20 protein-coding genes and 2 tRNA genes are annotated in these 21,940 nt (G+C 69.3%); 10 read left to right on the top strand and 12 right to left on the bottom strand.

Annotated elements, in window-relative coordinates:
* Nucleotides 1–63: 63 nt before the first annotated feature.
* The 5 genes from JOD31_RS01530 (at nt 64) to JOD31_RS01510 (ending at nt 8,168) form a co-directional block, all read left to right on the top strand.
* Complete coding sequence (locus tag JOD31_RS01530; protein WP_204948558.1) at nt 64–5,325, top strand: translocation/assembly module TamB domain-containing protein; 5,262 nt, start codon at nt 64–66, stop codon at nt 5,323–5,325.
* Nucleotides 5,326–5,330: 5 nt separating this feature from the next.
* The gene (locus tag JOD31_RS01525) at nt 5,331–5,639 is read left to right on the top strand and encodes an Hpt domain-containing protein (protein ID WP_204948557.1); all 309 of its coding nucleotides are present in this window, start codon (nt 5,331–5,333) and stop codon (nt 5,637–5,639) included.
* Between the two features lie 98 nt (nt 5,640–5,737).
* A complete protein-coding gene (locus JOD31_RS01520; protein WP_246482297.1) occupies nt 5,738–6,526 on the top strand; it encodes a hypothetical protein in 789 nt (262 codons plus the stop codon).
* Nucleotides 6,527–6,672: 146 nt separating this feature from the next.
* Nucleotides 6,673–7,206 carry an SRPBCC family protein gene (locus tag JOD31_RS01515; protein WP_204948556.1) on the top strand — a complete coding sequence of 178 codons (534 nt, stop codon included), beginning with the start codon at nt 6,673–6,675 and terminating at the stop codon, nt 7,204–7,206.
* An 8-nt stretch (nt 7,207–7,214) separates the two neighbouring features.
* The gene (locus tag JOD31_RS01510; RefSeq protein ID WP_204948555.1) at nt 7,215–8,168 is read left to right on the top strand and encodes a YVTN family beta-propeller repeat protein; all 954 of its coding nucleotides are present in this window, start codon (nt 7,215–7,217) and stop codon (nt 8,166–8,168) included.
* Here JOD31_RS01510 and JOD31_RS01505 read toward each other — a convergent pair.
* From JOD31_RS01505 to JOD31_RS01450, 12 genes are all read right to left on the bottom strand, one after another.
* Nucleotides 8,134–8,511, bottom strand: a complete 378-nt coding sequence (locus JOD31_RS01505) for a response regulator (protein ID WP_204948554.1) — start codon at nt 8,509–8,511, stop codon at nt 8,134–8,136. The genes JOD31_RS01510 and JOD31_RS01505 overlap by 35 nt on opposite strands.
* Before the next feature lie 26 nt (nt 8,512–8,537).
* Complete coding sequence (locus JOD31_RS01500) at nt 8,538–8,804, bottom strand: hypothetical protein (RefSeq protein WP_204948553.1); 267 nt, start codon at nt 8,802–8,804, stop codon at nt 8,538–8,540.
* A 120-nt stretch (nt 8,805–8,924) separates the two neighbouring features.
* Nucleotides 8,925–9,098: a hypothetical protein gene (locus JOD31_RS01495; protein WP_204948552.1), complete on the bottom strand. Its 174-nt coding sequence runs from the start codon at nt 9,096–9,098 to the stop codon at nt 8,925–8,927.
* A gap of 79 nt (nt 9,099–9,177) precedes the next feature.
* A tRNA-Pro gene (locus tag JOD31_RS01490) sits at nt 9,178–9,255 on the bottom strand.
* A gap of 154 nt (nt 9,256–9,409) precedes the next feature.
* Nucleotides 9,410–9,850: a DUF1810 domain-containing protein gene (locus tag JOD31_RS01485; protein WP_204948551.1), complete on the bottom strand. Its 441-nt coding sequence runs from the start codon at nt 9,848–9,850 to the stop codon at nt 9,410–9,412.
* 94 nt (nt 9,851–9,944) lie between these two features.
* A complete protein-coding gene (locus JOD31_RS01480; RefSeq protein ID WP_204948550.1) occupies nt 9,945–11,786 on the bottom strand; it encodes a putative bifunctional diguanylate cyclase/phosphodiesterase in 1,842 nt (613 codons plus the stop codon).
* Nucleotides 11,787–11,977: 191 nt separating this feature from the next.
* Nucleotides 11,978–12,052, bottom strand: a tRNA-Thr gene (locus tag JOD31_RS01475).
* A 136-nt stretch (nt 12,053–12,188) separates the two neighbouring features.
* Nucleotides 12,189–12,713, bottom strand: a complete 525-nt coding sequence (locus tag JOD31_RS01470; protein WP_204948549.1) for a GNAT family N-acetyltransferase — start codon at nt 12,711–12,713, stop codon at nt 12,189–12,191.
* Nucleotides 12,714–12,772: 59 nt separating this feature from the next.
* Nucleotides 12,773–13,732, bottom strand: a complete 960-nt coding sequence (gene mch / locus JOD31_RS01465) for a methenyltetrahydromethanopterin cyclohydrolase (protein WP_204948548.1) — start codon at nt 13,730–13,732, stop codon at nt 12,773–12,775.
* Nucleotides 13,729–14,877, bottom strand: a complete 1,149-nt coding sequence (locus JOD31_RS01460; protein WP_204948547.1) for an ATP-grasp domain-containing protein — start codon at nt 14,875–14,877, stop codon at nt 13,729–13,731. The genes mch and JOD31_RS01460 overlap by 4 nt, the downstream gene beginning before the upstream one ends.
* Nucleotides 14,849–15,742, bottom strand: a complete 894-nt coding sequence (locus JOD31_RS01455) for an NAD(P)-dependent methylenetetrahydromethanopterin dehydrogenase (protein WP_204948546.1) — start codon at nt 15,740–15,742, stop codon at nt 14,849–14,851. Before JOD31_RS01455 ends, JOD31_RS01460 begins: the two co-directional genes overlap by 29 nt.
* Nucleotides 15,729–16,721: a beta-ribofuranosylaminobenzene 5'-phosphate synthase family protein gene (locus JOD31_RS01450; protein WP_204948545.1), complete on the bottom strand. Its 993-nt coding sequence runs from the start codon at nt 16,719–16,721 to the stop codon at nt 15,729–15,731. Before JOD31_RS01450 ends, JOD31_RS01455 begins: the two co-directional genes overlap by 14 nt.
* Nucleotides 16,722–16,943: 222 nt before the next feature.
* On the opposite strand from JOD31_RS01450, the gene JOD31_RS01445 reads away from it, so the two are divergent.
* The 5 genes from JOD31_RS01445 to JOD31_RS01425 are packed head-to-tail and all read left to right on the top strand — an operon-like array spanning nt 16,944 to nt 21,882.
* Complete coding sequence (locus JOD31_RS01445) at nt 16,944–17,315, top strand: 4a-hydroxytetrahydrobiopterin dehydratase (RefSeq protein ID WP_204948544.1); 372 nt, start codon at nt 16,944–16,946, stop codon at nt 17,313–17,315.
* Nucleotides 17,316–17,322: 7 nt separating this feature from the next.
* On the top strand, nt 17,323–18,552 hold the full coding sequence (locus tag JOD31_RS01440; protein WP_204948543.1) for a hypothetical protein: 1,230 nt from the start codon (nt 17,323–17,325) through the stop codon (nt 18,550–18,552).
* Entirely contained in the window at nt 18,549–20,207 is a 1,659-nt protein-coding gene (locus tag JOD31_RS01435) for a formylmethanofuran dehydrogenase subunit A (RefSeq protein ID WP_204948542.1), read from the top strand. Before JOD31_RS01440 ends, JOD31_RS01435 begins: the two co-directional genes overlap by 4 nt.
* Nucleotides 20,204–21,100: a formylmethanofuran--tetrahydromethanopterin N-formyltransferase gene (gene fhcD / locus JOD31_RS01430; RefSeq protein WP_204948541.1), complete on the top strand. Its 897-nt coding sequence runs from the start codon at nt 20,204–20,206 to the stop codon at nt 21,098–21,100. The genes JOD31_RS01435 and fhcD overlap by 4 nt, the downstream gene beginning before the upstream one ends.
* Nucleotides 21,097–21,882, top strand: coding sequence for a formylmethanofuran dehydrogenase subunit C (locus tag JOD31_RS01425; protein WP_204948540.1), 786 nt, complete (start codon nt 21,097–21,099; stop codon nt 21,880–21,882). The genes fhcD and JOD31_RS01425 overlap by 4 nt, the downstream gene beginning before the upstream one ends.
* Nucleotides 21,883–21,940: the final 58 nt, after the last annotated feature.

Raw genomic sequence — 21,940 nt, 5'->3', positions numbered from 1 at the left:
CGAACAGTCCGCCCACCTTGCGCCGCGAGGCGATTCAGGGCGGCGGCATGCGAACGGAATCCAATGGCCATTCTGAAGCGCGCGCTGATCGTCCTCGTCGTTCTTTTGATGATCCCGGTGGTTCTCGTCGCAGGGCTGTTCCTGTTCGCCCGCACCGAGACCGGCCTCGCGACGATCGCGAACCTCGCCCAGACCTACGGAAGCTCGGCGGACTCGAAGATCGCGATCGGCAAGATCGAGGGATCGTTTCCCGACGACCTTACGGTCCGCGATCTCGCTCTGGCCGACCGCGACGGCGTGTGGCTGACGATAGACCGTGTCCGTCTGGCCTGGGCCCCGCTCGCGCTGTTTTCGCGCAAGGTGCAAGTCGAGGCGTTGGAGCTCGGTCGCGTGGATGTCGCGCGCGCGCCGAACCTGCCGGCCTCGACCGAGCCCGAGCCGGTTTCCGATCCCGACGCGCCGCTGATCCCCGACTTGCCCGTCGAGATCGAGCTGAAGCGCCTTGCGGTCGACGATCTCAATCTCGCGGAGGCGCTCATGGGCGTGCCCGCGCGGCTCGCGGCCGAGATGTCCGCCTCGCTGCGGGACCCCCGCGAGGGCGTCGACGCCCGCTTCGACGTGCGTCGCATCGACGGCGTTGCGGGTCGGATCAACGGCTCGGCCAGCTTCGCGCCGCAGACCGAGCGGTTCCAGATCTCGATCCGCGGCGGCGAGCCCGCCGGCGGCCTGATCGCGCGACTGGCCGACATGCCCGGCCAGCCCCCGATGGACATCGGGATTGAAGGCGGCGGCACGCTCGACGCGCTGCGCGTGCAGGCGGCGCTGACTGCGGGAGACCGCGGCCGGCTCGACGCCGTGGTGGAGCTCGCGGGCGAGGGCGACGGTCGGCGGGTCAAACTCTCGCTCGACGGCGATGTCGGACGCATCGCGCCGCCCGCCTACGCCGCGCTCGTGGATGGTCCGACAACGGCCAACATCGACGCGTTCGTGCCCGACCAGGGGCCTATCCGCATCGCCGACGCGGTGTTCGACCTGCCGGCCGCGCGCCTCGCCGCCAAGGGCGCTGTCGACCTGACCGCGAAAACCCTTGACGTCACCTATGACCTCAAGGCCGGAGACGCCTCGCGTTTCGCCGCTCTGCTGCCGCCGGGGATCGCCTGGGGCGCGCTTTCCGCCGTGGGGTCCGCGAACGGGCCGTTCACGCACCCTCATGTGGTCGCGACCGTGGACGGAACGGGCCTGAACGCGACCCAGGGCGGCGCGGCCACGGCGCACATCACGCTCGACGCGAAACCGAATGGGCCTCTGACGGACGAGGCGACCCGGATCGCGGCCAAGGCGACAGTCGACGCCAAGAGCGTCACCTTCGCCGACGACCGGTTGCTCGCAGGAGCGGGGCGGGACCTGACGGCCGCGTTCGATCTGGTCGCGACCGTCGCGGGCGCAGCCGACATCGCGAAGGCGGACGTCGCGCTGGGCGACATCAAGGCGTCCTACGTCGGCGCCGTCTCAGGCCAAATGGCGAAGGGAAAGGCCACTCTTGCGGCCGCCGATCTCTCCCCGCTGTCCGCGCTTGCGGGGCGCACATTGGCGGGCTCCGCCAACCTCGCCGCGGATGTGGACGTGGCCTTCGACCTGTCGCGTCTCGCGGTCGCGGCGAACGGCGGCGGCAAGGGCCTCAAAGTCGGCGTCGAGCAGGTCGACGCGCTGACCGGCGGCGATCTCGCGATCACCGGCGGCGTGACGCGCGCCGAGAACGGCTCGTTCGCGTTCAATGGGTTGAAGGTCACCGGCAAGCATGTCGCGCTCTCGGCCGACGGCTCCGCGACGCTGCAGGACGCGGACGTCACCTTCCGCGCCGAGGTCGAGGATCTCAACCTCGTCGATCCGCGCGCGGCCGGCCGCGCCACGCTCGACGGCAAGCTCACGGGCCGGCTCGACGATCTCGCCGTGACGGCGAAGCTCGCCGTTCCCGATGGACGGGCGATGGACCGGGTCATCAAGGATCTCACCGTCGACGTCGACGCGACGGACGTGACTGACGCGGTCGGCGGCGTGGTGCGTCTCGGCGGCTCGCTCGACGGCAAGCCGGTCCGGGGCCAGGCGCGGCTCGTGACCGAGGCCGACGGCGCACGCAGGCTCGAGGATGTGGACCTCGTCGTCGCGACGGCGAGCGTGAAGGGCGGCGTCTCCGTCACCCCTGCGGGTCTCGCGATCGGCCGGGTGACGATCGCCGCGCCCGACCTCGCGGAGGTCGGCGCGCTGGCGTTGACGGAACTCGGCGGCGGGCTGTCCGCGGACATCGGGCTTTCCGTTGAAAACGGCGTGCAGAAAGCCGTGGTGACGGCCAATGGCGCGGACATCGCCGCGCCGGGCGCTCGCGTCGGCAAGATCGACGTGGCGGCCACCGTGCTCGATCCCACCGGCAAGATCACCGTCGACGGCGTCATCAACGGATCCGGGATCGCCGCCGGTGGCCAGGTCATCGAGCGGCTCGCGGTCAAGGCGAACGGCGCGCCTGACGGCATGGACGTGACGGCCGACGTGACGGCGCTCGGCGCCGCGGCCTCCGCGGCCGGGCGCGTGGTCTATGCGCCGGCTGAGACCCGCATCGACCTGTCGAAGCTGAATCTGAAAGGCGGCGGCCAGGACGCGAGCCTCGCAGGCCCCGCCAAGGTGCGGCTTGTCGGGTCGGACGTGTTCATCGACGCCTTCGCGCTGAAGGCGGGGCAGGGCGGCGCCTTGGATCTCTCCGGAAAGGCGGGCCAGACGCTCGACCTCTCCGTCGCGATCCGCGACCTGCCGCTTGCCCTCGCCAACGCCTTCGCGCCGGACCTCGGCGTACGCGGCGCGCTGGGGGCGACCGCCAAGGTCACCGGCCCGGCGACGGCGCCGGTGGCCGACTTCGACGTGACGATGCGCGACCTCTCGGTGGCCCAGACTCGGGCGGCCGACGTCGGCGCGCTGACGGTCGCGACCAAGGGGCGTTACGCCGGCGACCGGGTGACGACCGACACCACTGTGACCGGCCCCGGCGGGCTGCGGCTCACCGCCGTTGGTTCCGCGCCGATCGCCGACGGCGATCTCGACATGGACGTCGCGATCCGCGCCCTGCCGCTGAAGCTCGCCAACGGCTTCGTCGAGGGTTTTGGTCTTGCCGGCCAGCTGAACGGCGACGCCAAGGTGACCGGTCCGGTCGCGGCGCCCCGCGGGACCTACGCCGCCAAGATCGACGGCTTCACCTCGTCGCGGGCGAAGGGCGTGCCTGCGGTCGTGATCGAGACGAAGGGCGAACTCCAGGGCGTTCGCGTCACCACCGACACGGTGATCACCGGCGGCGGCGGCGTTCGGGCGACGGCGAAGGGCTTCGCATCCATCGGCGCCGGGCCGCTCGACATGGACATCGCCATCGCCGAACTGCCGCTGTCGCTGGCGAACGCCTTCATGCCGGAGCTGGGTCTCGCCGGCCGGCTGCAGGGCGGCGCCAAGGTCACGGGCCCCGTCTCCGCGCCGCGCGGCGGCTATGACTTCAAGATCACTGGCCTCACGGCTGCTCAAGCCAAGGGCGTGCCGGCGCTGCAGATGGCGACCAAGGGCGAGCTCGAAGGCAACCGGGTCACCACCAACACCGAAGTGACCGGCGGCGGCGGGCTGCGGCTGACGGCTCGCGGCGCGGCTCCGGTCGGCGCAGGCGATCTCGACATGACGGTGGAGCTCCGCAGCGTTCCGCTGGCGCTCGCGAATGGCTTCTCGCCCGGCCTCGGCGCGCAGGGCACGCTGCAGGGCGACGCCAAGGTTTCGGGGCCCATTGCGGCGCCGCGCGGGACCTACACGCTGAAGGTCTCGAACCTCTCGACCGCCCAGACGCGCGGCGCCGGCGTGCCGGCCGCGCAGATCGACAGCAAGGGACGGCTCGAGGGCGTGCGCGTGGTCACGGACACGGTCGTCACCGGCGCCGGCGGGCTTCGGGTCACGGCGAACGGCTCGGCCCCGCTGGGCCAGGGCAACCTCGACCTCCGCGTCGTCGGGCGTGCGCCGCTCGCGTTCCTCAACGACACGCTGTCGGTGTCCGGCGACCGCGTCGATGGCGCCGCGAGCTTCGACGTCAAGGTCGGCGGCTCGACGTCGGCGCCCGCGATCGACGGCACGGCGCGGCTCGAGAACGCGTCCTACTCCAACCGGGCTTCGGGCCTTCAGCTCCGCGGCATCCAGGCTGTCGTCGCCGGCAACGGGACCAACGTCGAGGTTCGGAGCCTGCGCGCCACGACGCGCAACGGCGGCACGATCTCGGGTTCGGGCCGGGTGGCGGTCGACCCCGGCCGCGGCTTCCCCGGTGAAATCCGCATCCAGGCGCAGAACGCCGAGGTGGTGGGCACCGACATCGTCACGGCGGTGATCGACAGCAACCTCACGCTCCAGGGAGCGCTCGCCCGCAGGCCCGTGGTGTCCGGCAACATCCGGGCGCGGTCGGTGGAGATCCAGATCCCGGATCGGCTCCCGGCGCAGTACACGCCGCTCGAGGGCGTGAAGCACCGCGGCGCGCCCGCCCGCGTGACGTCGCAGCTCAAGGCGGTGAACGTCGGCCAGAAGACGGCGCGGTCGGAGGACGGTTTCCTCGCCACCCTCGACATCGACGTCCAGGCCAACGACCGCATCTTCATCCGCGGCATGGGCATCACGTCGGAAGCCGGCGGTTCGATTAAATTGGCCGGAACCTCCGCCAATCCGCAGCCGGTCGGCGCCTTCGAGCTGCGCTCGGGCCGTGGGCAGATCGTGGTCATCGGCCAGCGACTGACCTTCACCCGCGGTTCGGTGTCGTTCGCGGGCGACCTCGACCCGACCCTCGACTTCCTCGCAGAGACCAAGGCGCGGGACATCACCGCCCAGGTCGTGGTGACCGGAACGGCGTCGCGGCCGCAGATCGCCTTCACCTCCCAACCGGCGCTGCCGACCGACGAGGTGCTGGCGCGCCTGCTGTTCAAGAAATCGGCGGGCGAGCTGAACGCGAGCGAGGCGCTTCAGCTTGCGCAGGGGCTCGCCCAATACACCGGCGGCGGGGGCTCCGGCGCTCTCGACAGCGTGCGCAAAAGCCTCGGCGTGGATGTGCTCGACGTCACGGCGGGCGACGGGCAGGGCGGCGGGCCGGCTGTCGGCGTCGGCCGCTACATCTCCGACAACATCTATCTGGGCGTCCGGCAGGGCACGAGCCCGGACTCGAGCCGCGTCACCGTCGATATCGACGTGACGAAGAACGTGAAGGTCCAGGGCGAGACGGGCGCGAGCGGCGACGCCTCCGCCGGCGTCGCCGTGGAATGGGACTATTAGGCGCTGTGGCGGACGGCGAGGCCGAGCGCCGCGCGAAAATCACGGCCGCCGTCGAAGCGGTGAGGGCGCGGTTTCTCGTGAGTTTCGAAGACAAGTTGGCCGAGCTTGGTAACCTCGCCGCCGCCGCCGCTGCGGGCGACGACGAGGCCCGCATCGCACTTCAGCGCGGCCTCCACACCATCGCCGGAACGGCGGCGACGCTTGGCCTTCACGACCTTGGAGCCGAGGCTCGCGTCCTGGAAGCGTCGATCGAGCGGGGCGAATCGCCGACCGCAGAAGATCTGAGACAGAAGCTTCGAACGCCAGACGACTGACAGCTCCTGCGGCGTGCAACGCGAATCAGGTGTTGCGCGTTTAAGTCGTATTGCGGCAAAATCGTGGCCCTGCGGCGGGGGCGGCGATGACCTTGGCGGTGCGATGGGCTACGGCCGCTGCTGTGCTTGCGGCGACGCAGGGCGCGGCGTGCGCTGGCGCGTTTACCCTCGAGAAGGGCGAGACCAAGCTGTTCGCCACGGCCTATGTGACGTCCGGCGACCATTACTTCGACGGACGCGGGCGGCTCAAGGCGCGCGATCGGCTGAGGAAGCAGGACTTTCAGCTCTACGCCGAGCACGGCTTGGCGGACGGTCTCACCGTCTTCGGCGCCGGCGCCCTCGAGCGGATCACGGTTTCGGGCGCCGAACGCTCCCAGAGACGCGGTCTCGGCCGCACGGAGCTTGGCGCGCGCGTCCGGCTCGCCGAACCCGGCGCCTGGATCGTCTCTGCGCAGGGCGGGGTCGTGATCGCCGGCGCGAAGCGCTCGGAGGGCCTCGCCGCGATCGGCGAGACGGACGACCAGGTCGACATGCGTCTTCTCGTGGCCCGCAGTTTCGACGCTTTCGCGCGGCCGGCGTTCGTGGACGTGCAGGTGGGCTACCGCACCCGAAGCGGCGATCCCGCGAATGAGGTGCGGGTCGACGTGACGCTCGGCGTCCGCCCCGCGCCGCGCTGGTTGCTTCTGGCGCAGAGCTTCAACGTCTTCGGCCAAGGCCGTTGGGACGGGCCCTATGCGCTGAAGCAGCGCATCCACAAGGTTCAAGCGGCCGCGCTGCTTGAACTGACCGCGGCCCTGACGATCTACGCGGCTGTCTTCGCCACGCCTTCGGCGCGCGACGCGCTCGACGAGCGCGGCGCGCAGATCGGGATCGGCTACCGGTTCTAGCTCTGCCAGGGTGCGGCGAAGAGACGAGGCGTCAGGCCTTTATCCGGCCTCGCGCCTTTGGTTCACTGCCCCCGCTGGCCCTCGGGCCCAACAGGTCTCCGACGACGCTCCGCGCGGAAGACCGATCACCGGAAGGAAGCACACGCATGAAATTTCACTTGGTCGCCGCAGCGGCGGCGCTGTTGGTCGGCTTCGCCGGCGCAGCCGAGGCTCATGGCCCGACGCGGCAGAAGACCACCCAGTCGATCGAGATCAACGCGGCCCCGGACAAGGTCTGGACCGTCATCGGCAACTTTCAGGACATGAGCTGGCTCCCGCCGGTCGAGAAGACCGAGGGCGCGGGCGGCAACGACAAGGACGCGACCCGTACGCTGACGCTCAAGGGCGGCGCGACCGTCAAGGAGCAGCTGACGAAGTACGACGCCGACGCGAAGACCTACGCCTACCGGATCACCGAGGTGGACGTGAAAGTGCTGCCCGTCAGCAACTATTCCTCGCACATCTCGGTCAAGGGCGAGGGCGACAAGTCGACGGTGACGTGGCAGGGCGCGTTCTACCGCGGCTTCCCGAACAACGATCCGCCGCCGGAGCTCTCCGACGAGGCCGCGATCAAGGCCGTGAACGAGCTCTACCAGGCCGGTCTCGCATCGGTGAAGGAGAAGGTCGAGAAGGGAAGCTGATCCCTCCGATGCGCGCGGCGCTCGTCGCGCTCAGCCTCGTCGTCGCAGGCGCCGCCTGCGCCGACGAGGCCTTCGTCACGAACCAGACCGGCGACGACCTCACGGTGCTCGACCTTGCCGCCGGCAAGGCGGTCGCGACGATCCCGATCGGGGGGAAGCCGGCCGGCGTCGCCGTGAGCGCAGACGGCGCGCGCGTCTACGTCACCAGTCCTGAGGGCAAGTCGCTCACGGTGATCGACGCTGCGGCGAGGACGGTGATCGACCGCATTGCGCTTGAAGGCGGCCCGCTGGGCGTGTCGGTTCATCCCAGCGGCACGCCGGTCTATGTGGCGGACTGGTACGCCAAGCACGTTCTCGTCGTCGATCCCGCCGCGCGGGCTGTGACCGCGCGCGTCGAGGTCGGCGCGTCGCCCTCGGGTCTTGCCGTGACGCCGGACGGCGCGACGCTGCTGTCGGCGGACCGCGACTCCGATCAGGTGTCGCTCGTCGATCTGAGGACGCTGAAACGCGTCGCCACGATTCCCGTCGGTCAGCGACCGTTCGGCGTCACGATCGACCGGGACGGTCGACGCGCCTACACGGCGAACGTCGCAAGCAACGACGTGTCGGTGATCGACCTGGCGACGCAAAAGGTGGTGGGGGTCGTGAAGGTCGGCGAGCGGCCGTATGTCGTCGGCCTCGCCGCTGGCAAGGCGTTCGTGAGCAACCAGTACGACGAAAGCGTTTCCGTGTTCGACGTCTCCACCCTCAAGACGCTCGCCACGATTCCGGTCGGCGAATACCCCGAAGGGGTGGAGGCGTCAGCGGACGAGACGAAGATCTACGTGGCCAACTGGTTCTCGAACGCGGTGTCGGTGATCGACGTCGCGACCCTGAAGGTCGACAGATCGCTTGATGTGGGCGATGGGCCGCGCGCGTTCGGAGCGTTCATCCGCGCGACGCCCGCGCAAGCAGGGCCTTGAGGTCCGAAGCCAGAGTGATCGGGTCGAAGGGCTTGGCGATCACGCCAAGCGCTCCGAACGTCTTGAACCGTTCGATCTCATGCCCCTGCGTCCGCGCCGTCATGAAAATCACCGGAACGTCCCGCGAATCCTTGCGCTCCCTCAGCCGAAACAGCGTCGTCGGACCGTCCATATCGGGCATCATGACGTCGAGGAGGATCACGTCTGGAAGCTGCGCCTGCACGGCGGTCAATGCTTCCGCGCCGGATGACGCCGTCTCGACGGTGATGTCGGGATCGAGCGCGAGCGACATTCCCACGATGTCGCGTATATCGGCCTCGTCGTCGACGTAGAGAACCCTCAAGCTGCCCCCTCTGAGACCGCTCGCCGTCAGGCGATCGCACCCATGGCGCTCCAGATGATCGCGCCGGACATCAGCGCAAGACCAATCATGTCGCCTGTCAAAAGCTGACGTTCGATCGGATTGTGCGGCGCAGTGTTCAGCATCGAATCATCCACGAAATCGATGTCCGCCTCCGCATAGTCGACGATTTCATCTGGCCGCGCCGGGGTCATCGAGAACGTATCGACCGAACGAACTCCGACGTCTATCGAGCGCGCATTCGATGTCTTGGCGGTTTCGAGAACATAGAACATCGGCGGCGCTCAGCGTGATGTGTTGATTGCCGTCAGAACGTACGAAAGGGCCGCCGCGTTCCCGCGGGGCCCCAAATCTTCACGAAATCTTTAGATCGGGAGCGGCGCGCCTCCGAGGCGTTAAGCCTCGTCGTCCTCGTCGAGCAGGTGCTCCACCGCGCCGATGGCGACTTCGAGATCTGCGATCTTCCGCAGCGCGCCATCGGAAGGAAGCGTATTGGCCTTGGCGGCGGCGGTCAGGAGGTCGCGCTGCGCCGCCTTCATACGGTCGAGCAGAGCCTGGTAGTCATCCATCGGCGAAGCGGTCCTGGGAACTGAGGGGCGCGAAACGTTTTGGCTTCGCCGAGCGCCCGATCGACGTTTCGGAAAATAATGGTCGGAGCGAGAGGATTTGAACCTCCGACCCCTAGTCCCCCAGACTAGTGCGCTAACCGGGCTGCGCCACGCTCCGACACCCTCGCGGGTCGCGATGCTCTAGAGCCATTCGGCGTTCGGCGCAACCCGTCATCCGCTTCTCTGCGTTAGCAAAGGCGCGCTCGGGACCCTTCACGGGCGCCGGCTCTGCTGCGGGTCGGCGCGGGCGAAAATGAGATGATCGAGGGCGACTACCGACCCTTCGGCTCGGCGAGACGCTCGAGCGTCTTTTCGTCTCGCTCGCCGGCGCAGAACGCAACAAGCGCGCGTTCGAAGACTCCGCCGGCGAGGCTCGCCTGCGCGAAGAGCGTGGCCGACGAGCGGAACTTCATATCGTCCGGCGATTCGAAGATGTCGCGGAGGTCGCGGCCAGCATGATCCAACGTCGCTTCGAAGCTTTCCCCAAGGCGTGGTCCGAGCGTGGGGTGAGCAAGGTAGGCCTGCGCCTCCTCGATCGAGGCGACGCCGTAGAAGGTCGCCATTGGCGATGCCCCGAGACCTCTGACCTGAGGAAACACGAACCACATCCAGTGGCTGCGCTTACGGCCGGCGCGCAACTCCGCGAGCGCCGTTTCGTGGATTCGCTCCTGCGCGAGGAGAAAGCGATCGAGATTGAACGGATCAGCGCCCATGTTTTGCTCTCACGACGAGGAAGCGGACGTCGTATGCGGCGGTAAGATCTCTCTCCGTCTCGGGCGACCCGCTGAGAATCCGGGTCGGACATCGCTACGCGGTTCGAGCCTGGCTTCGGGAGGAGGCGCCCGGCGGCGACGCAGCGGGCTGCGCGAACCGCCTGAGGAGATCGGTCGTCGCGCCCCGATCCGAAGGGCGCGAGAACAGAAAACCTTGCCCGAGCGTGCACCCCAACGCTTGCAGGTGGGCCCGCTGATGCTCCGTCTCGACGCCCTCCGCGACGACACGCATCTTGAGCTTCTGTGCGATGCCGATCAGGCCTTCGACGATCGCGGAACTCGGACCGCCGCCGCTCAGGTCGGAGACAAACGACTTATCGATCTTGATGACGTCCACGGGAAACGTGAGCAGGTGGGTGAGGGAGGCGAAGCCCGTCCCGAAATCATCGAGCGCGACCCTCAGGCCGCGGTGTCGAAGGGCGCGCACGGCGTTGGCGACCATGGGGTCGTTGTCGCTCATGTAGACGGACTCTGTGACCTCGAGGATCACATGGCTCAGCGGAACGTCATGCTGGCCAAAAGCGCCCTCGATGCGTTCCACAAGATCGTTGCGCTGGAAATCGCCGGTCGTGACGTTGAGGCCCACATGCTGAAACGGGATGTCGGCGTCCAGCCAGCCACGGACGTCGCGGGCGACGGCCCGAAGCATGACCTCGGTGATCCGGGCCGACGTGGTGGCGTCCGTCACCGCCTGTTGGAACGCCGCGGCGGGCACGATTTCGCCGGTTCTCGTCCTGATGCGGCACAGAGCTTCCACGCCGACGATCTCGCGCGTGTCGAGGCGCACGATCGGCTGGTAATGCGGCTCCACGCGGCCTTCGTTCAGCGCCTCGCCGACGTCGCGAATGCAGCGGAAACGGGAGGTGATCTTGGTGACGAGCAGAGGATCGTACGCGACCAGACGCCCCCGGTCGTTTTCCTTCGCGTGGTAGAGCGCGAAGTCGGCGTTCTGCCGGACGGTGTCGGCGGTGTCGCCGGGAGCGTCCAAACTCGCGCTTCCGATCGTGACGGTGGCCTGGACGGTGTGCGCGCCACATGTCGCCGGCACGCTCATCGACTGAATAACGGCGTGCGCGACGGCCTGAAGCCTCGCTGAGGATTTGGGGCCGAAAGCGACGACCGCGAATTCGTCGCCTGAAAGTCTGTACCCTCCGCCTTCGGGAGACGCGGCTGCGATGCGCCGCGCGACTTCGCGCAGAAGCTCGTCCCCGCTGGAATGTCCCAGGGTGTCGTTTACGAGCTTCAGGCGATCGACGTCGATCAGCAGTAAGGCGAAATCACCAGGCGCAGCTCCCTTCGCCTGGTCCAGCGCGCGATCGAAGCTCGCCCGGTTCGCAAGTCCCGTCAGGGAGTCGAAGTAGGCGAGGCGCAGGCTCTCCTCCTCCACGTCGCTGCGCTCGATCGCGATAGCGCAGAGGTCGATGCACGCTCGGACGATCTGCTGCTCCGCAACGGTCGGTCCCCGCGGCGTTCGGGAATAGAACGCGAACGTTCCGACGACCTTTCCTGCGCTCCCGAAGATCGGGCTCGCCCAGCACGCGGCCAGATGATGCTCTTGCGCCAAGGCGCGAAAGTCGGCCCAGCGCGGGTCGGTTGCGACGTCCGTCGCGACGATCGGCCTTCCGAGGTAAGCGGCGGCTCCGCAGGAGCCGACATTTGGCCCGGTCGGCAGACCGTCGATCGCGGCCGAATAGGAGGGGAGAAGGCCGGGCGCCGCAAGGGTGCGAAGCTTGCCCTCGTGGTCGACGCGAAGGATCGAGCACAGGCATCCCGGAGCGAGCAGTTCGGCTTCCTGGCATAGCTTCATCGCTGTCTCGCGAACGGATCTGCCGCGCGCGATCATTTCCAGGATCTCGTTTTGAAGCTTGAGCGACATTCCGTTCGTGCCCCCCGGCAGACGACGTCCGATAACGCGCCGCGCGGACTAAATTCCGAGTGGAGCTTCTTTCTCGACTTTTAACGAATGGCGATCGATCGACCACATAGCGCGAAGGGCCGAGAAGGCTAGCGCTCAAAGCGGGCTGCTTCGTCGGCGCCGAGCTGGTGGAGCGATGCTTGACGGTCGAATGGTGCCGGTTGAGGGGATTGAACCCCCGACCTTCGGTTTACAAAACCGCTGCTCTACCGCTGAGCTAAACCGGCGCCGGCGTTGTTCGCCGTGTATTCTCAAGTGCTTTTGGGTGTCCGGCACGGCGCGGACCGATTGTCCGGCGCCGTCATCTGTGCCTACCCCTTCACCTTCGCAAGCGCACGCTCATCGCCTGAAGTCGCGGCGCGGTCAAGCATCGCCGAGCGGTCTTTGCATGATGACCGTGTCGAGCCAGCGCCCGAACTTGAAACCGACGTTCGTCATGGCGCCGACCATGCGGAAACCGGCGCGGGTATGGACCGCGATCGAACCGGCGTTCGCGCTGTCGCCGATCACGGCGATCATCTGGCGCAGGCGGCCCGTCGCTTCGCAGCGCCGGATCAGTTCGTCCAGCAGGGCGCGTCCGAGGCCGCGGCCTTGGGCCTCCGGCGCGAGGTAGATCGAGTCCTCGACCGTGTGCCGATAGGCGGCGCGGGGCCGGTGAGGCCCGGCGTAGGCGAAGCCGACGATCACGCCCTGCGCCTCCGCGACGATATAGGGCAGCCCGGCGTCGAGCACCGCGCGCAGGCGCCCGGTCATCTCGTCGACGCTCGGCGGAACCTCCTCGAACGAGGCCGTGCCGTGAAGGACATGGTCGCCGTAGATCGTCGCAATCGCCGGGACGTCCGCGAGATCGGCGGTCCTGATCAGGGGGCGCAAGGCGTCGGTCGGCATGCGGCGCACTCCCGGAGGGGATCCGGCGGGGCCAAATGGGCCCTGCCGGATCAGACGGCTCAGCCGCCGAAGGACTTCGCGATCAGCGACGGCTCATAGGCGCCGGCGGTGAAGCTCTTGCCGGTCGACAGCGCCGTCACGGTCACGACCGCCGGCGAGAACAGCCCGGCGTCGCAGGCGTAGAAGTCGTAATTGTAGCCCGCGAAGATCTCGCCGAACGGGCGGCCGTGGTCGCGCGAGGTGGAGGAGGGCAGGCCGTTGGCGAGTTGCTCGGCCTCGTCCTCGGGGCCTTCGACGTAGAGCGAGATCTCGCCGCCGTAGAGCACCGCGTCGTTGGTGCGGCCCATGCCGGACATGAAGTCGGCGGCCGGCGGCGGCACCGGCGCGACGCCTGCCCCGTCGACGATCCTCTCCAGCGGGAAGTGCAGCGAGTGCGCCTTGTGAAGCGCGACCTCGAGCACGCGGCCCACCACCTGCACCGAGCCCGCGAGGCTCGTGGTGGGGGTGAGGATCAGCGTGAGCTTGTCCTCGGCCACGCCGCACTCCTTGGCGATGTGGGCGATCAGCGAGTCCGGCGGGCGCTTGTCGGTTTCGAGCACCAGCGTGGCGGTCTCGGAGGCGTCCTTGTAGCCGAGCTCGCCGAACAGCTCTTCCTTGGCCCAAAGGGCGCGCGCGGGGCCGGAGCCGAGCGCGAAGAAGTCGCCGTCGGAGAGGCTCCAGCCGGCGTACTGGCTGCCGAGGCAGGCGATCACGGGATCGACGGTGGTGATCTGGATCGCCGTGTTCCAGCGCGGAAAGCGCGTGTCGGGGGCGAAGGTCGCTTTGCCCATGCCGCCGAGGCAGATCTCGGTGATGCGCCGCCCGGCCTCCAGGCCGCCGCGGACGGCGATGCCGGCGTCGACGATCGTCGCGCCGGTCGGGGTGCGTTCGACGCCGAGCCGCAGCGCCTGCGCGTCTGCGACGAGGGAGGCGACGTGCGGCGCGACGAGCGCGCCGACGCTGGGACGAGATTGGGTCATGCGGACACCGTTGTTCGTGTTGGCCGGGCGGCGGAAAGGCCCGCGCCGAGCGAGGTGAGGAGGCGCGAGCGTCGCTCAGCGACGAGCGCGCGCGCGGCCTCCGGAGTGGCGGCGGCGGCGAACGCCGTGCAGACCGGCGCGCCGCGGGGGATGACGTCGTCGTCCGCGGGCCAGTCGGCGGTCCATGACGGACGCGCGAGCGCGGCGACGGTGCAGTCGACGGGTGCGTAGATAACCGCCGCCGCCTGCGGCGCCAGGGCCGCGGGCGGCGTGGCGGGCAGCCGGCCGGCGCTGGCGTCGAGATGGGCGGCGAGCAGAGACGCTGGCCCCCGATCGAACACGTCGAGCGTCGCGCCGGGCCGAGGGTTGATCTCGAGCACGACGAAGGAGTCGCCGTCGACCAGCAGGTCGAGGCTCGCGAGTCCCCGCAGGCCGGTCTGCGCGACGATCCCGCCGAAGCAGGCATCGACGGCTGCGCGCAACGCGTCGGGAACCGGAATGGGGCCGACGGCGCCGCCGTATCGGAACGGCGCCTTGGCCGCGGAGTCCGTCCACTGGCGGGAGAAGCCGATGAGCGAGGCCTTACGACCGTCGGCGAGGAACAGCGCCGACAGCGGATCGCCGGCCATGGGCTGCTGGAAATAGCGGCCGCGCGCGGCCCGTCCGCCGAAACGGATATGGCCGCCGCCGGACGCGCCGGCGCGTTTGGAGAGCCATCCCGGCCGCGCGTCGGCGGCGACAGGCGGATGCGGCGCGCCGATCCGACGCAGCATCGCGGCGAGCGCGAATGGGTCCTTGAGCTGCGCCACGGTCTCGGCGGAGGCGCCGCTCACCGGCCAGCGGCGATCGATCGCGGCCATCAATTGGGGAGCGTGCTCGAAGCCGGCGCCGAAAACGACCGGAGTGCCGGGCGGCGCGTGCCGTTCGAGAGCCGCCAGCAGGCCGCGGCGGCGCATGAACCCGCGCGCGCCTCCATCGACGCGCACGGCGCGCGCCGCGTGCTCCCGGGTGTCGGCGTCGGCGAACAGGTCCAGGCTCAGAGCGCGCAAGCCGACGCGCTTCGCCGAGCGCGCGAGCGCGCGGGCGGAAAGCGCAACGACGACGACGTCGAGCGGTTCAGGCCGAGAGGGTGCGGGCGAGCTCATAGGCCTCGAGGACGCCGACTTTGAGCGCCACGTCGGAATTTCGGATGCGTTTCAGGATCTGGTGCTGCACCTGGTACTTCAGCTGGCCGATCACGAGCGCGCCGACGCCGACGCCGTGGGGGAGGGCGATCCCGTCGTCGTTGGCGCCGACGCCCGCGACGCCCGCCGGCGGGACGGCGTTGATGTCGGCGGCGACGAGCAGGCTGGTGGCCGCCTCGAGAACCTCGCGGGAGATGACCTCCACGCCGGCGGACGCCGCCGTCAGGATCACGTCCGCCTGAGGCACCAGCGCCTTCTTCTCGGCGTCGTCGGTCGCGACCGCGCAGTCCAGGATCACGCCGAAGCGCTTCTTGAAGTCGATCGCCTTGACCTCGACGTCTTCGATCACCCGGTGGCTGACGAGCGTGACCTCCGCGCCCTGCTGGGCGGCGATCACCGCCGCGATGCCGCCCACGATGCCGGTCGCGCCGTAGATCTGCACCTTGGCGCCCTTCAGGCCTTCAGGCCGCTTTCCCACCAGGTGCTTCTCCACCAGCGCGATCATCGCGGCCGCTGTGGTGAAGGAGCCGGCGGGATCGGCGAAGATCGAGATCTCGAACGGCGGGAACAGAGCGCCGCCCGCGGCCTTCATCTGGTCGAGCGCCAGACTCGCGTCCTTGCCGCCGATGAACAGCACGGTGCGCTTGGCGTCGTCCGGGGAGCGCGAGAACATCGCGTCCTGCGTGAGGCCGACGACGTCCTTGAGACCCACCTCGACGTTCGCCGAAATCACGTGGAAGCCCGCGTCCACCGCCATGTTCACGTCGAACGGGCTCGTGTGCTTGAGCGGCGTGATCATGTGGAAGATCGGTTCAGCGTCGGACATGCGTCTCTCCGGTAAGCAGAAGCCCTTCCGCGCCGGCGTCGCCGGGAAGGTCCTCGATGTCGGCGCCGCGGCGCGCGCCGCGGGTGATTTCAAAGGCGACGTTCGGCCGGCTAGCGAAGCGCGCGCGCAGTTCCGCCGCGAGCGCTTCGGCTTCCCGTGCGTCGCCGAGGACGGCGAACCCGGTCGGGCCCCATGAGCTCTGACCGACGCCCGGAACGCCGCGCGCCTCGATCACGGCCAGCGCCTCCGCCACGTCGGCGCTGGTGAAACGCCCGCCCTGGGCCTTGGCGAAATGATCGCCGAGGCGACGCTGCATCTCGCCGATCGCGCGTCCAAAGGCTTGCGCGTCGCCTTCGGCGGCGGCGGGCATCGCTCCCAGCACGGCGAGGCGGCACAGGCGATCGGCGAGCTCTTCGGGGAAGGGCGGCAGGCTCGCCATCGCGGCGGTCTCGCGCTGACCGCTCAGGCCGGCGAGAGCGTGATCGTAGATCAGGAGGATCCGCCAGGAGGAGGGGATCGCGGCGCGGGCCACGATCGGCGGCGGCTCGTCGCGGGTCCCGCGTCCGCCGTCGAGAATCACGCCTCCGGTCTCGAACGCGCCGAGGCCGATGCTGGAGCGCTGGCCACGTCCCAGAGACGCCGCAAGCGCGCGCGGGGCGACGTTCAACCCCTGCAATCGCACCAGCGCCGCTCCGACGGCGAGGCCAAGTTGAGTGCCCGATCCAAGCCCGGCGTGAGCCGGCAAGGCCTCCTCTACGTCCACCGAGACCTTGTCGGAGACGTTGAACGCCGTGGCGATCGTCCGGACCGCCGCCGCTGCGCGGTCCGAGTCGGGTCCCGTCGCGCTCAGCCGCGCGGCGCGGCGCAACGTCACGCGGGTGAGCGGGGTTTCGAGCGACAGGCCGAGCCCGCCATAACGACGTCCGAGGGCGCCGCCGAGATCGAGAAAGCCGACGTGCAGGCGCCCGGGCGCGCTCACCCTTACGGCGTGCGGCGCTTCCGAGCCGCGTCGGGGCGGCGTTGCTGGGGTGCTGGTTCGGTCCATGGCGTTTCCGCGCGCACCTTAGGGGCAGCAAACCGCCCGCGCCATCCTTGCGGGATGCGCCAAAAGCCTAGCCGGACGAAACGTCGCGCCGCGTTGCGCGGGCTGATCCGCCCATGTAACGGTCCCGATCAAATCAAAAACCCGAGGAGCGCCCAAGTGGCCGATCCGAAGACGACGATTCCGCCTGAGGAAGTCGAACGGCGTCTCGCCGCTGAACTTCCCAAATGGCGGTTCGAGGACGGCTGGATACGCCGGACCTACAAGACGACAGGCTGGAAGAGCACGCTGATGGTGATCAACACCGTCGGCCATCTTGCAGAGGCGGCTTGGCATCACCCTGACCTGACGGCGTCCTACGCCTGGGTCGAGGTGCGGCTGATGTCGCACGACGCCAAGGGGATCACCGCGCGCGACTTCGAACTCGCGGCGAAGATCGAGAGCGTCGTGCAGTGGAAGCCCGCCGAGGACGACGCCCTCGAAGGCACGCCCCAGGGCGATCTTCGCTTCTCCTACGTGAAGTATGACTGAGGGCCACATGGCGGAAACTACGAGCCACGACGTCGTCTGCCCGTTCTGCGGGATCGGCTGCGACGACGTCACGCTCACCGTCGACGGCGCCGCCGTCACGGCGGCGAAGGGAACCTGCGGCCGCGCGGCGCAGCTGTTTGCGCGCTCCGGCGCTCCGGCGCCTTCGGCGCGGATCGCGGGCAAGGATGTCTCTTTCGAGGAGGCCGTCGCCGAGGCGGCGAAGCGCCTCGACGCCTCCAGGACGATCGCCTACGCGGGTCTCGGGATCGATGTCGATGGCGTGCGCGCGGTGCTGAAGCTCGCCGCCAAGACCGGCGGCAGCGTCGACCACTACGCCTCCGAGGGCATGTTCCGGAACCTCGCGAGCTCCCAGCGCAAGGGCTGGGTCGCGACCACCTTCGCCGAGGTGCGCAACCGCTGCGACCTGTTCGTGGTCGTCGGCCCCGATCCTTCGAAGGCTTATCACCGCGTCTACGAGCGCGTGCTGCCGGCGACGGGCCGCTTTGTCGAGGGTCCGCGCCGTGTGGTCTTCCTCGGCGGCGCCCCTACCGAGGACGCCAAGAGCCAGCTTGATGGCCTGACCGTCGAGATCATCGCGACGCCCGAGGGCGGACTGGTCGACGCGCTGTCGCAGCTCTCGGCGCTCGTCGCGGGCTCGGTTCTTCCCGCCGCTTCGCCCGAGATCAAGGCGCTCGCGGAGTCGCTCAAGGCCGCCCGCTACGGCGTGCTGGCCTGGAGCGCGGCCTCGCTCGACAACGACGGCGACCTCGTGATCGAACGCGCGGTGTCGGTCGTCGACACGCTCAACGTCACGACCCGCGCCGCCTGCCTGCCGCTGTCGGGCAGGGACAACCTCACCGGCGCCTATCACGCCACGCTCTGGAACATCGGCTTCCCGCTGCGCGTCGGCTTCCGCGATGGCGTCTCGGACCATGACCAGACCGCCTACGCCACCGCGAACGCGGTGAAGGAGGCCGATCTCGTGGTCTGGACCTCGGCCTTCCGGCCCGAGCTTCCGCCGGCGTCTGCGGCCGCTGTCATCGCGCTGTCGCATCCCGACACCGTGTTCGACACGGAGCCGGACGTGTTCATCCCCGTCGGCCAGCCCGGCCTCGACCACCAGGGCCTGGCGTTCCGCGCCGACTCGGTGGTCGGCCTGCCGCTGCGCCGCCATCGCGACGCGGGGCTGAAAAGCGTCGCCGACGTCGTGACGCTCATTTCGGAGGCGCGCGCATGAGCGCCGTGCGGATCATCAACGGCCGGGTGCTGGACCCGGCGAACGGGGAGTCCGGCGTCGTCCGCGACGTCGTCATCGACGGCGGCCGCATCGTCGACGCCAAGGGCTTCTCCGGCCCGACGGAGACGATCGACGCCCGCGGCGGCGTCGTCATGGCCGGCGCGATCGACATCCACAGCCACATCGCCGGCGGCAAGTCGAACATCACCCGCCTGCTCATGGTCGAGGAGCAGCGCGCCAACCGCGAGCCCGCGGGCGACTTCTGCGGCTGCGGCGGCGGCCTCTCCACCATGACGGCGCACGCCACCGGCTGCCGCTACGCCGAGATGGGCTACACCGCGGTGTTCGAGCCCGCGATGGTGGCCGCGAACGCCCGCCACATGCACGCCGAGATGAAGGACATTCCCTTCCTCGACACCGGCGGCTACGTGGTGCTCGGCAACGACGACTTCCTGCTCGACCTGATCTCGAGCGGGGCCGGCCAGCAGGCCGTCAACGACTACGTCGCCTGGCAGCTCGCGGCCACCAAGGCGATGGCGGTCAAGATCGTCAATCCGGGCGGCATCAACGCCTTCAAGTTCAACCAGCGGAAGCTCGATCTCGACGAGGCGAACCCGCATTACGAGATCACGCCGCGGACGATCCTGACGACGCTGATCAAGGCGGTGACGGAGCTGGGCCTCGCCCATCCGATCCATCTCCACGGCTGCAACCTCGGCGTCCCCGGCAACGAGGACACCACGCTCGCGACCATCGCCGCGACCGAGGGTCTGCCGCTGCACATGACGCATGTGCAGTTCCACTCCTACGGAACCGAGGGCGACAAGAAGTTCTCCTCCGGCGCGGCCAAGATCGCCGAGGCGGTGAACGCCAACCCGAACATTTCGATCGACGTCGGGCAGGTCATGTTCGGCCAGACGGTGACGGCCTCCGCGGACCTGATGTCCCAGCATCGCAACCGCGGCATCGCTTCGCCGAAGCGGTGGATCGGCATGGACATGGAGATGGACGCCGCCTGTGGCATCGTCCCCTTCGTCTACAAGGAGAAGTCCTTCGTGAACGCCCTGCAGTGGGCGATCGGGCTGGAGCTGTTCCTGCTGGTCGAGGACCCCTGGCGGATCTTCCTGACGACCGACCATCCCAATGGCGCGCCGTTCACCACCTATCCGCACCTCATCCGCCTGCTGATGGACAAGGACTTCCGCGACGAGCACTTCGCCCGGCTGCCGAAGGCGGTGCGTAAGCACTCGATCGTCGGCGAGCTGAAGCGCGAGTACACGCTGGAGGAGATCGCGATCGTCACCCGCGCGGCGCCCGCCAAGATCCTCGGCTTCAAGGACCGCGGCCATCTCGGCGCGGGCGCGGTCGGCGACGTTGTGATCTACCGCGACGACCCGGACCGCGAGGCCATGTTCACCAAGGCCGACTACGTGCTGAAGAACGGCCAGGTCATCGTGAAGGACGGCGAGATCGTCAGCGTCGCCTACGGCCAGACCCACCAGGTCGCGCCGAACTACGACACAGGGATCGAGACCAAGCTCGACCGCTGGTTCGACGAGGCGATGGGCTTCAAGGCGAAGACGTTCAAGATCGCGGACGACGAGATCCGCGACGGGCAGGGCGCGGTCACCCACGCGACGACGAGGTCGGCATGATCCTGAACGGCGTCGAGATCCGCGATTCGTTCGCGGAGGCGTTTCCGATGGTCGGCACGCGCCTGATCATCACCGCCGACACGGCCAAGTGGGCGATGATCGCCGCGAAGACCATGACGGGCTTCGCGACCTCGGTCATCGGCTGTGGCTGCGAGGCCGGCGTCGAGCGCGAGCTGTCGCCCGAGGACACGCCGGACGGACGTCCGGGCGTGGCCGTGCTGATCTTCGCCATGGACATCAAGGGCCTGAAGGCCGTGGTGCCGCTGCGCATCGGCCAGTGCGTGCTGACCTCGCCGACCTCCGCCTGCTACGCCGGTATGGAGGGCGGCGACGTCGTCTCCATCGGCAAGGCGCTGCGCTACTTCGGCGACGGCTGGCAGATCGCCAAGAACGTCGACGGCCGCCGCATCTGGCGCGTGCCTGTCATGGAGGGCGAGTTCGTCTGCGACCACGAGAGCGGCACGGTCTCGGGCGTCGGCGGCGGCAACATCCTGATTCTCGGAACCTCGCGCGGCGAGGCCTTGGCTGCGGCGGAGGTCGCGGTCGAGGCGATGCAGAAGGTCGAGGGCTGCATCCTGCCGTTCCCCGGCGGCATCGTCCGCTCGGGCTCCAAGGTCGGCTCCAAATACAAGGGCATGTTCGCGTCCTCGAACAACGCCTACTGCCCGACGCTGCGCGCCCAGACCGAGACCAAGCTGCCCCCGGAGGTCGCCTCCGTGCAGGAGATCGTGATCGACGGCGTCAGCTTCGACGCGGTCTCGGCCTGCACCAAGGCCGGCATCGAGGCGCTGGTGGCGCTCGGGCGCGACAAGGGCGTGGTCGCGATCGACGCCGGCAACTACGGCGGAAATCTTGGCCCCTACCACTTCAAGCTGCGGGAGATCATGGCGTGACCGGCTTCGTCCTCACCCCCCGCGGCGCGTTCGACGCCCGTGTGGATCTCACCGGCGTCCTTCCCGGCGCGGCCGATCTCGAGCGCCTGTCGATCGGCTTCGGATTTCGGCGCGTGGCGCTGGGCGAGTTGTTCTCGGTCTCCGGCTCGGTCGGCGAGCGGCTGACGATCGCGGGCGGCTCGCCGTTGCTCGATCGGGTCGCCGCCGGGTTAACCTCGGGTGAACTCGTGGTTAACGGCGACGTCGGCGCGGATCTCGCCAAGGGCGCGACCGGCGGATCGGTGATCGTCAACGGCTCCGCCGGCGCCTATGCGGCGGGCGAACTCGCGGGCGCCAGGGTCGCGATCTCCGGCGACGTCGGCGAGCGGCTCGGCGCCGCCGGCGACGGCTCCCGGCGCGGGATGAGCGCGGGCTCGGTCGTGGTCGGAGGCTCCGCCGGCCCCCGGGCCGGCGAGCGCCTGCGCGGCGGCGTGATCGTCGTGAAGGGCGCCGTGGCCGAAGGCGCAGCGACCGACCTGATCGCCGGCACCTTCGCCATCGGCGGCGCGCTGACGGGACCGACGGGCCGCGGCATGAAGCGCGGCACCCTGCTGCTCCGCTCGGCCGAGGGACTCGCCTCCGGCTTCGGCGACGCCGGCGAGCACGATCTCGTCATGCTGCGGGTCCTGGTCCGCCGCTCTCCGGAGCTGGCCTCGTTCCTCGGAAAAGGCGTCACGCGCGCCCGCCGGTTCGCAGGCGACCTCAACGTCGCCGGCAAGGGCGAGGCTCTGATCGTCGGCTGACGCCGCCGCCTCGCGCGCCGCCGTCGCCCCGGGCTCGTCCCGGGGCCCATGAATGACC

Source organism: Methylopila capsulata (assembly GCF_016907975.1).
Taxonomy (GTDB): Bacteria; Pseudomonadota; Alphaproteobacteria; order Rhizobiales; family Methylopilaceae; genus Methylopila; species Methylopila capsulata.
Note: the sequence above shows the minus strand (reverse complement) of the source record. Positions and strands in the feature narration are given on the sequence as shown.

Coding starts and splice junctions, on each gene's coding strand:
- JOD31_RS01530 (WP_204948558.1), top strand. CDS start 64: ATGGCCATTCTGAAGCGCGCGCTGATCGTCCTCGTCGTTCTTTTGATG.
- JOD31_RS01515 (WP_204948556.1), top strand. CDS start 6,673: ATGAAATTTCACTTGGTCGCCGCAGCGGCGGCGCTGTTGGTCGGCTTC.
- JOD31_RS01510 (WP_204948555.1), top strand. CDS start 7,215: ATGCGCGCGGCGCTCGTCGCGCTCAGCCTCGTCGTCGCAGGCGCCGCC.
- JOD31_RS01500 (WP_204948553.1), bottom strand. CDS start 8,804: ATGTTCTATGTTCTCGAAACCGCCAAGACATCGAATGCGCGCTCGATA.
- JOD31_RS01495 (WP_204948552.1), bottom strand. CDS start 9,098: ATGGATGACTACCAGGCTCTGCTCGACCGTATGAAGGCGGCGCAGCGC.
- JOD31_RS01485 (WP_204948551.1), bottom strand. CDS start 9,850: ATGGGCGCTGATCCGTTCAATCTCGATCGCTTTCTCCTCGCGCAGGAG.
- JOD31_RS01480 (WP_204948550.1), bottom strand. CDS start 11,786: ATGTCGCTCAAGCTTCAAAACGAGATCCTGGAAATGATCGCGCGCGGC.
- JOD31_RS01470 (WP_204948549.1), bottom strand. CDS start 12,713: ATGCCGACCGACGCCTTGCGCCCCCTGATCAGGACCGCCGATCTCGCG.
- mch (WP_204948548.1), bottom strand. CDS start 13,732: ATGACCCAATCTCGTCCCAGCGTCGGCGCGCTCGTCGCGCCGCACGTC.
- JOD31_RS01460 (WP_204948547.1), bottom strand. CDS start 14,877: ATGAGCTCGCCCGCACCCTCTCGGCCTGAACCGCTCGACGTCGTCGTC.
- JOD31_RS01455 (WP_204948546.1), bottom strand. CDS start 15,742: ATGTCCGACGCTGAACCGATCTTCCACATGATCACGCCGCTCAAGCAC.
- JOD31_RS01440 (WP_204948543.1), top strand. CDS start 17,323: ATGGCGGAAACTACGAGCCACGACGTCGTCTGCCCGTTCTGCGGGATC.
- JOD31_RS01435 (WP_204948542.1), top strand. CDS start 18,549: ATGAGCGCCGTGCGGATCATCAACGGCCGGGTGCTGGACCCGGCGAAC.
- fhcD (WP_204948541.1), top strand. CDS start 20,204: ATGATCCTGAACGGCGTCGAGATCCGCGATTCGTTCGCGGAGGCGTTT.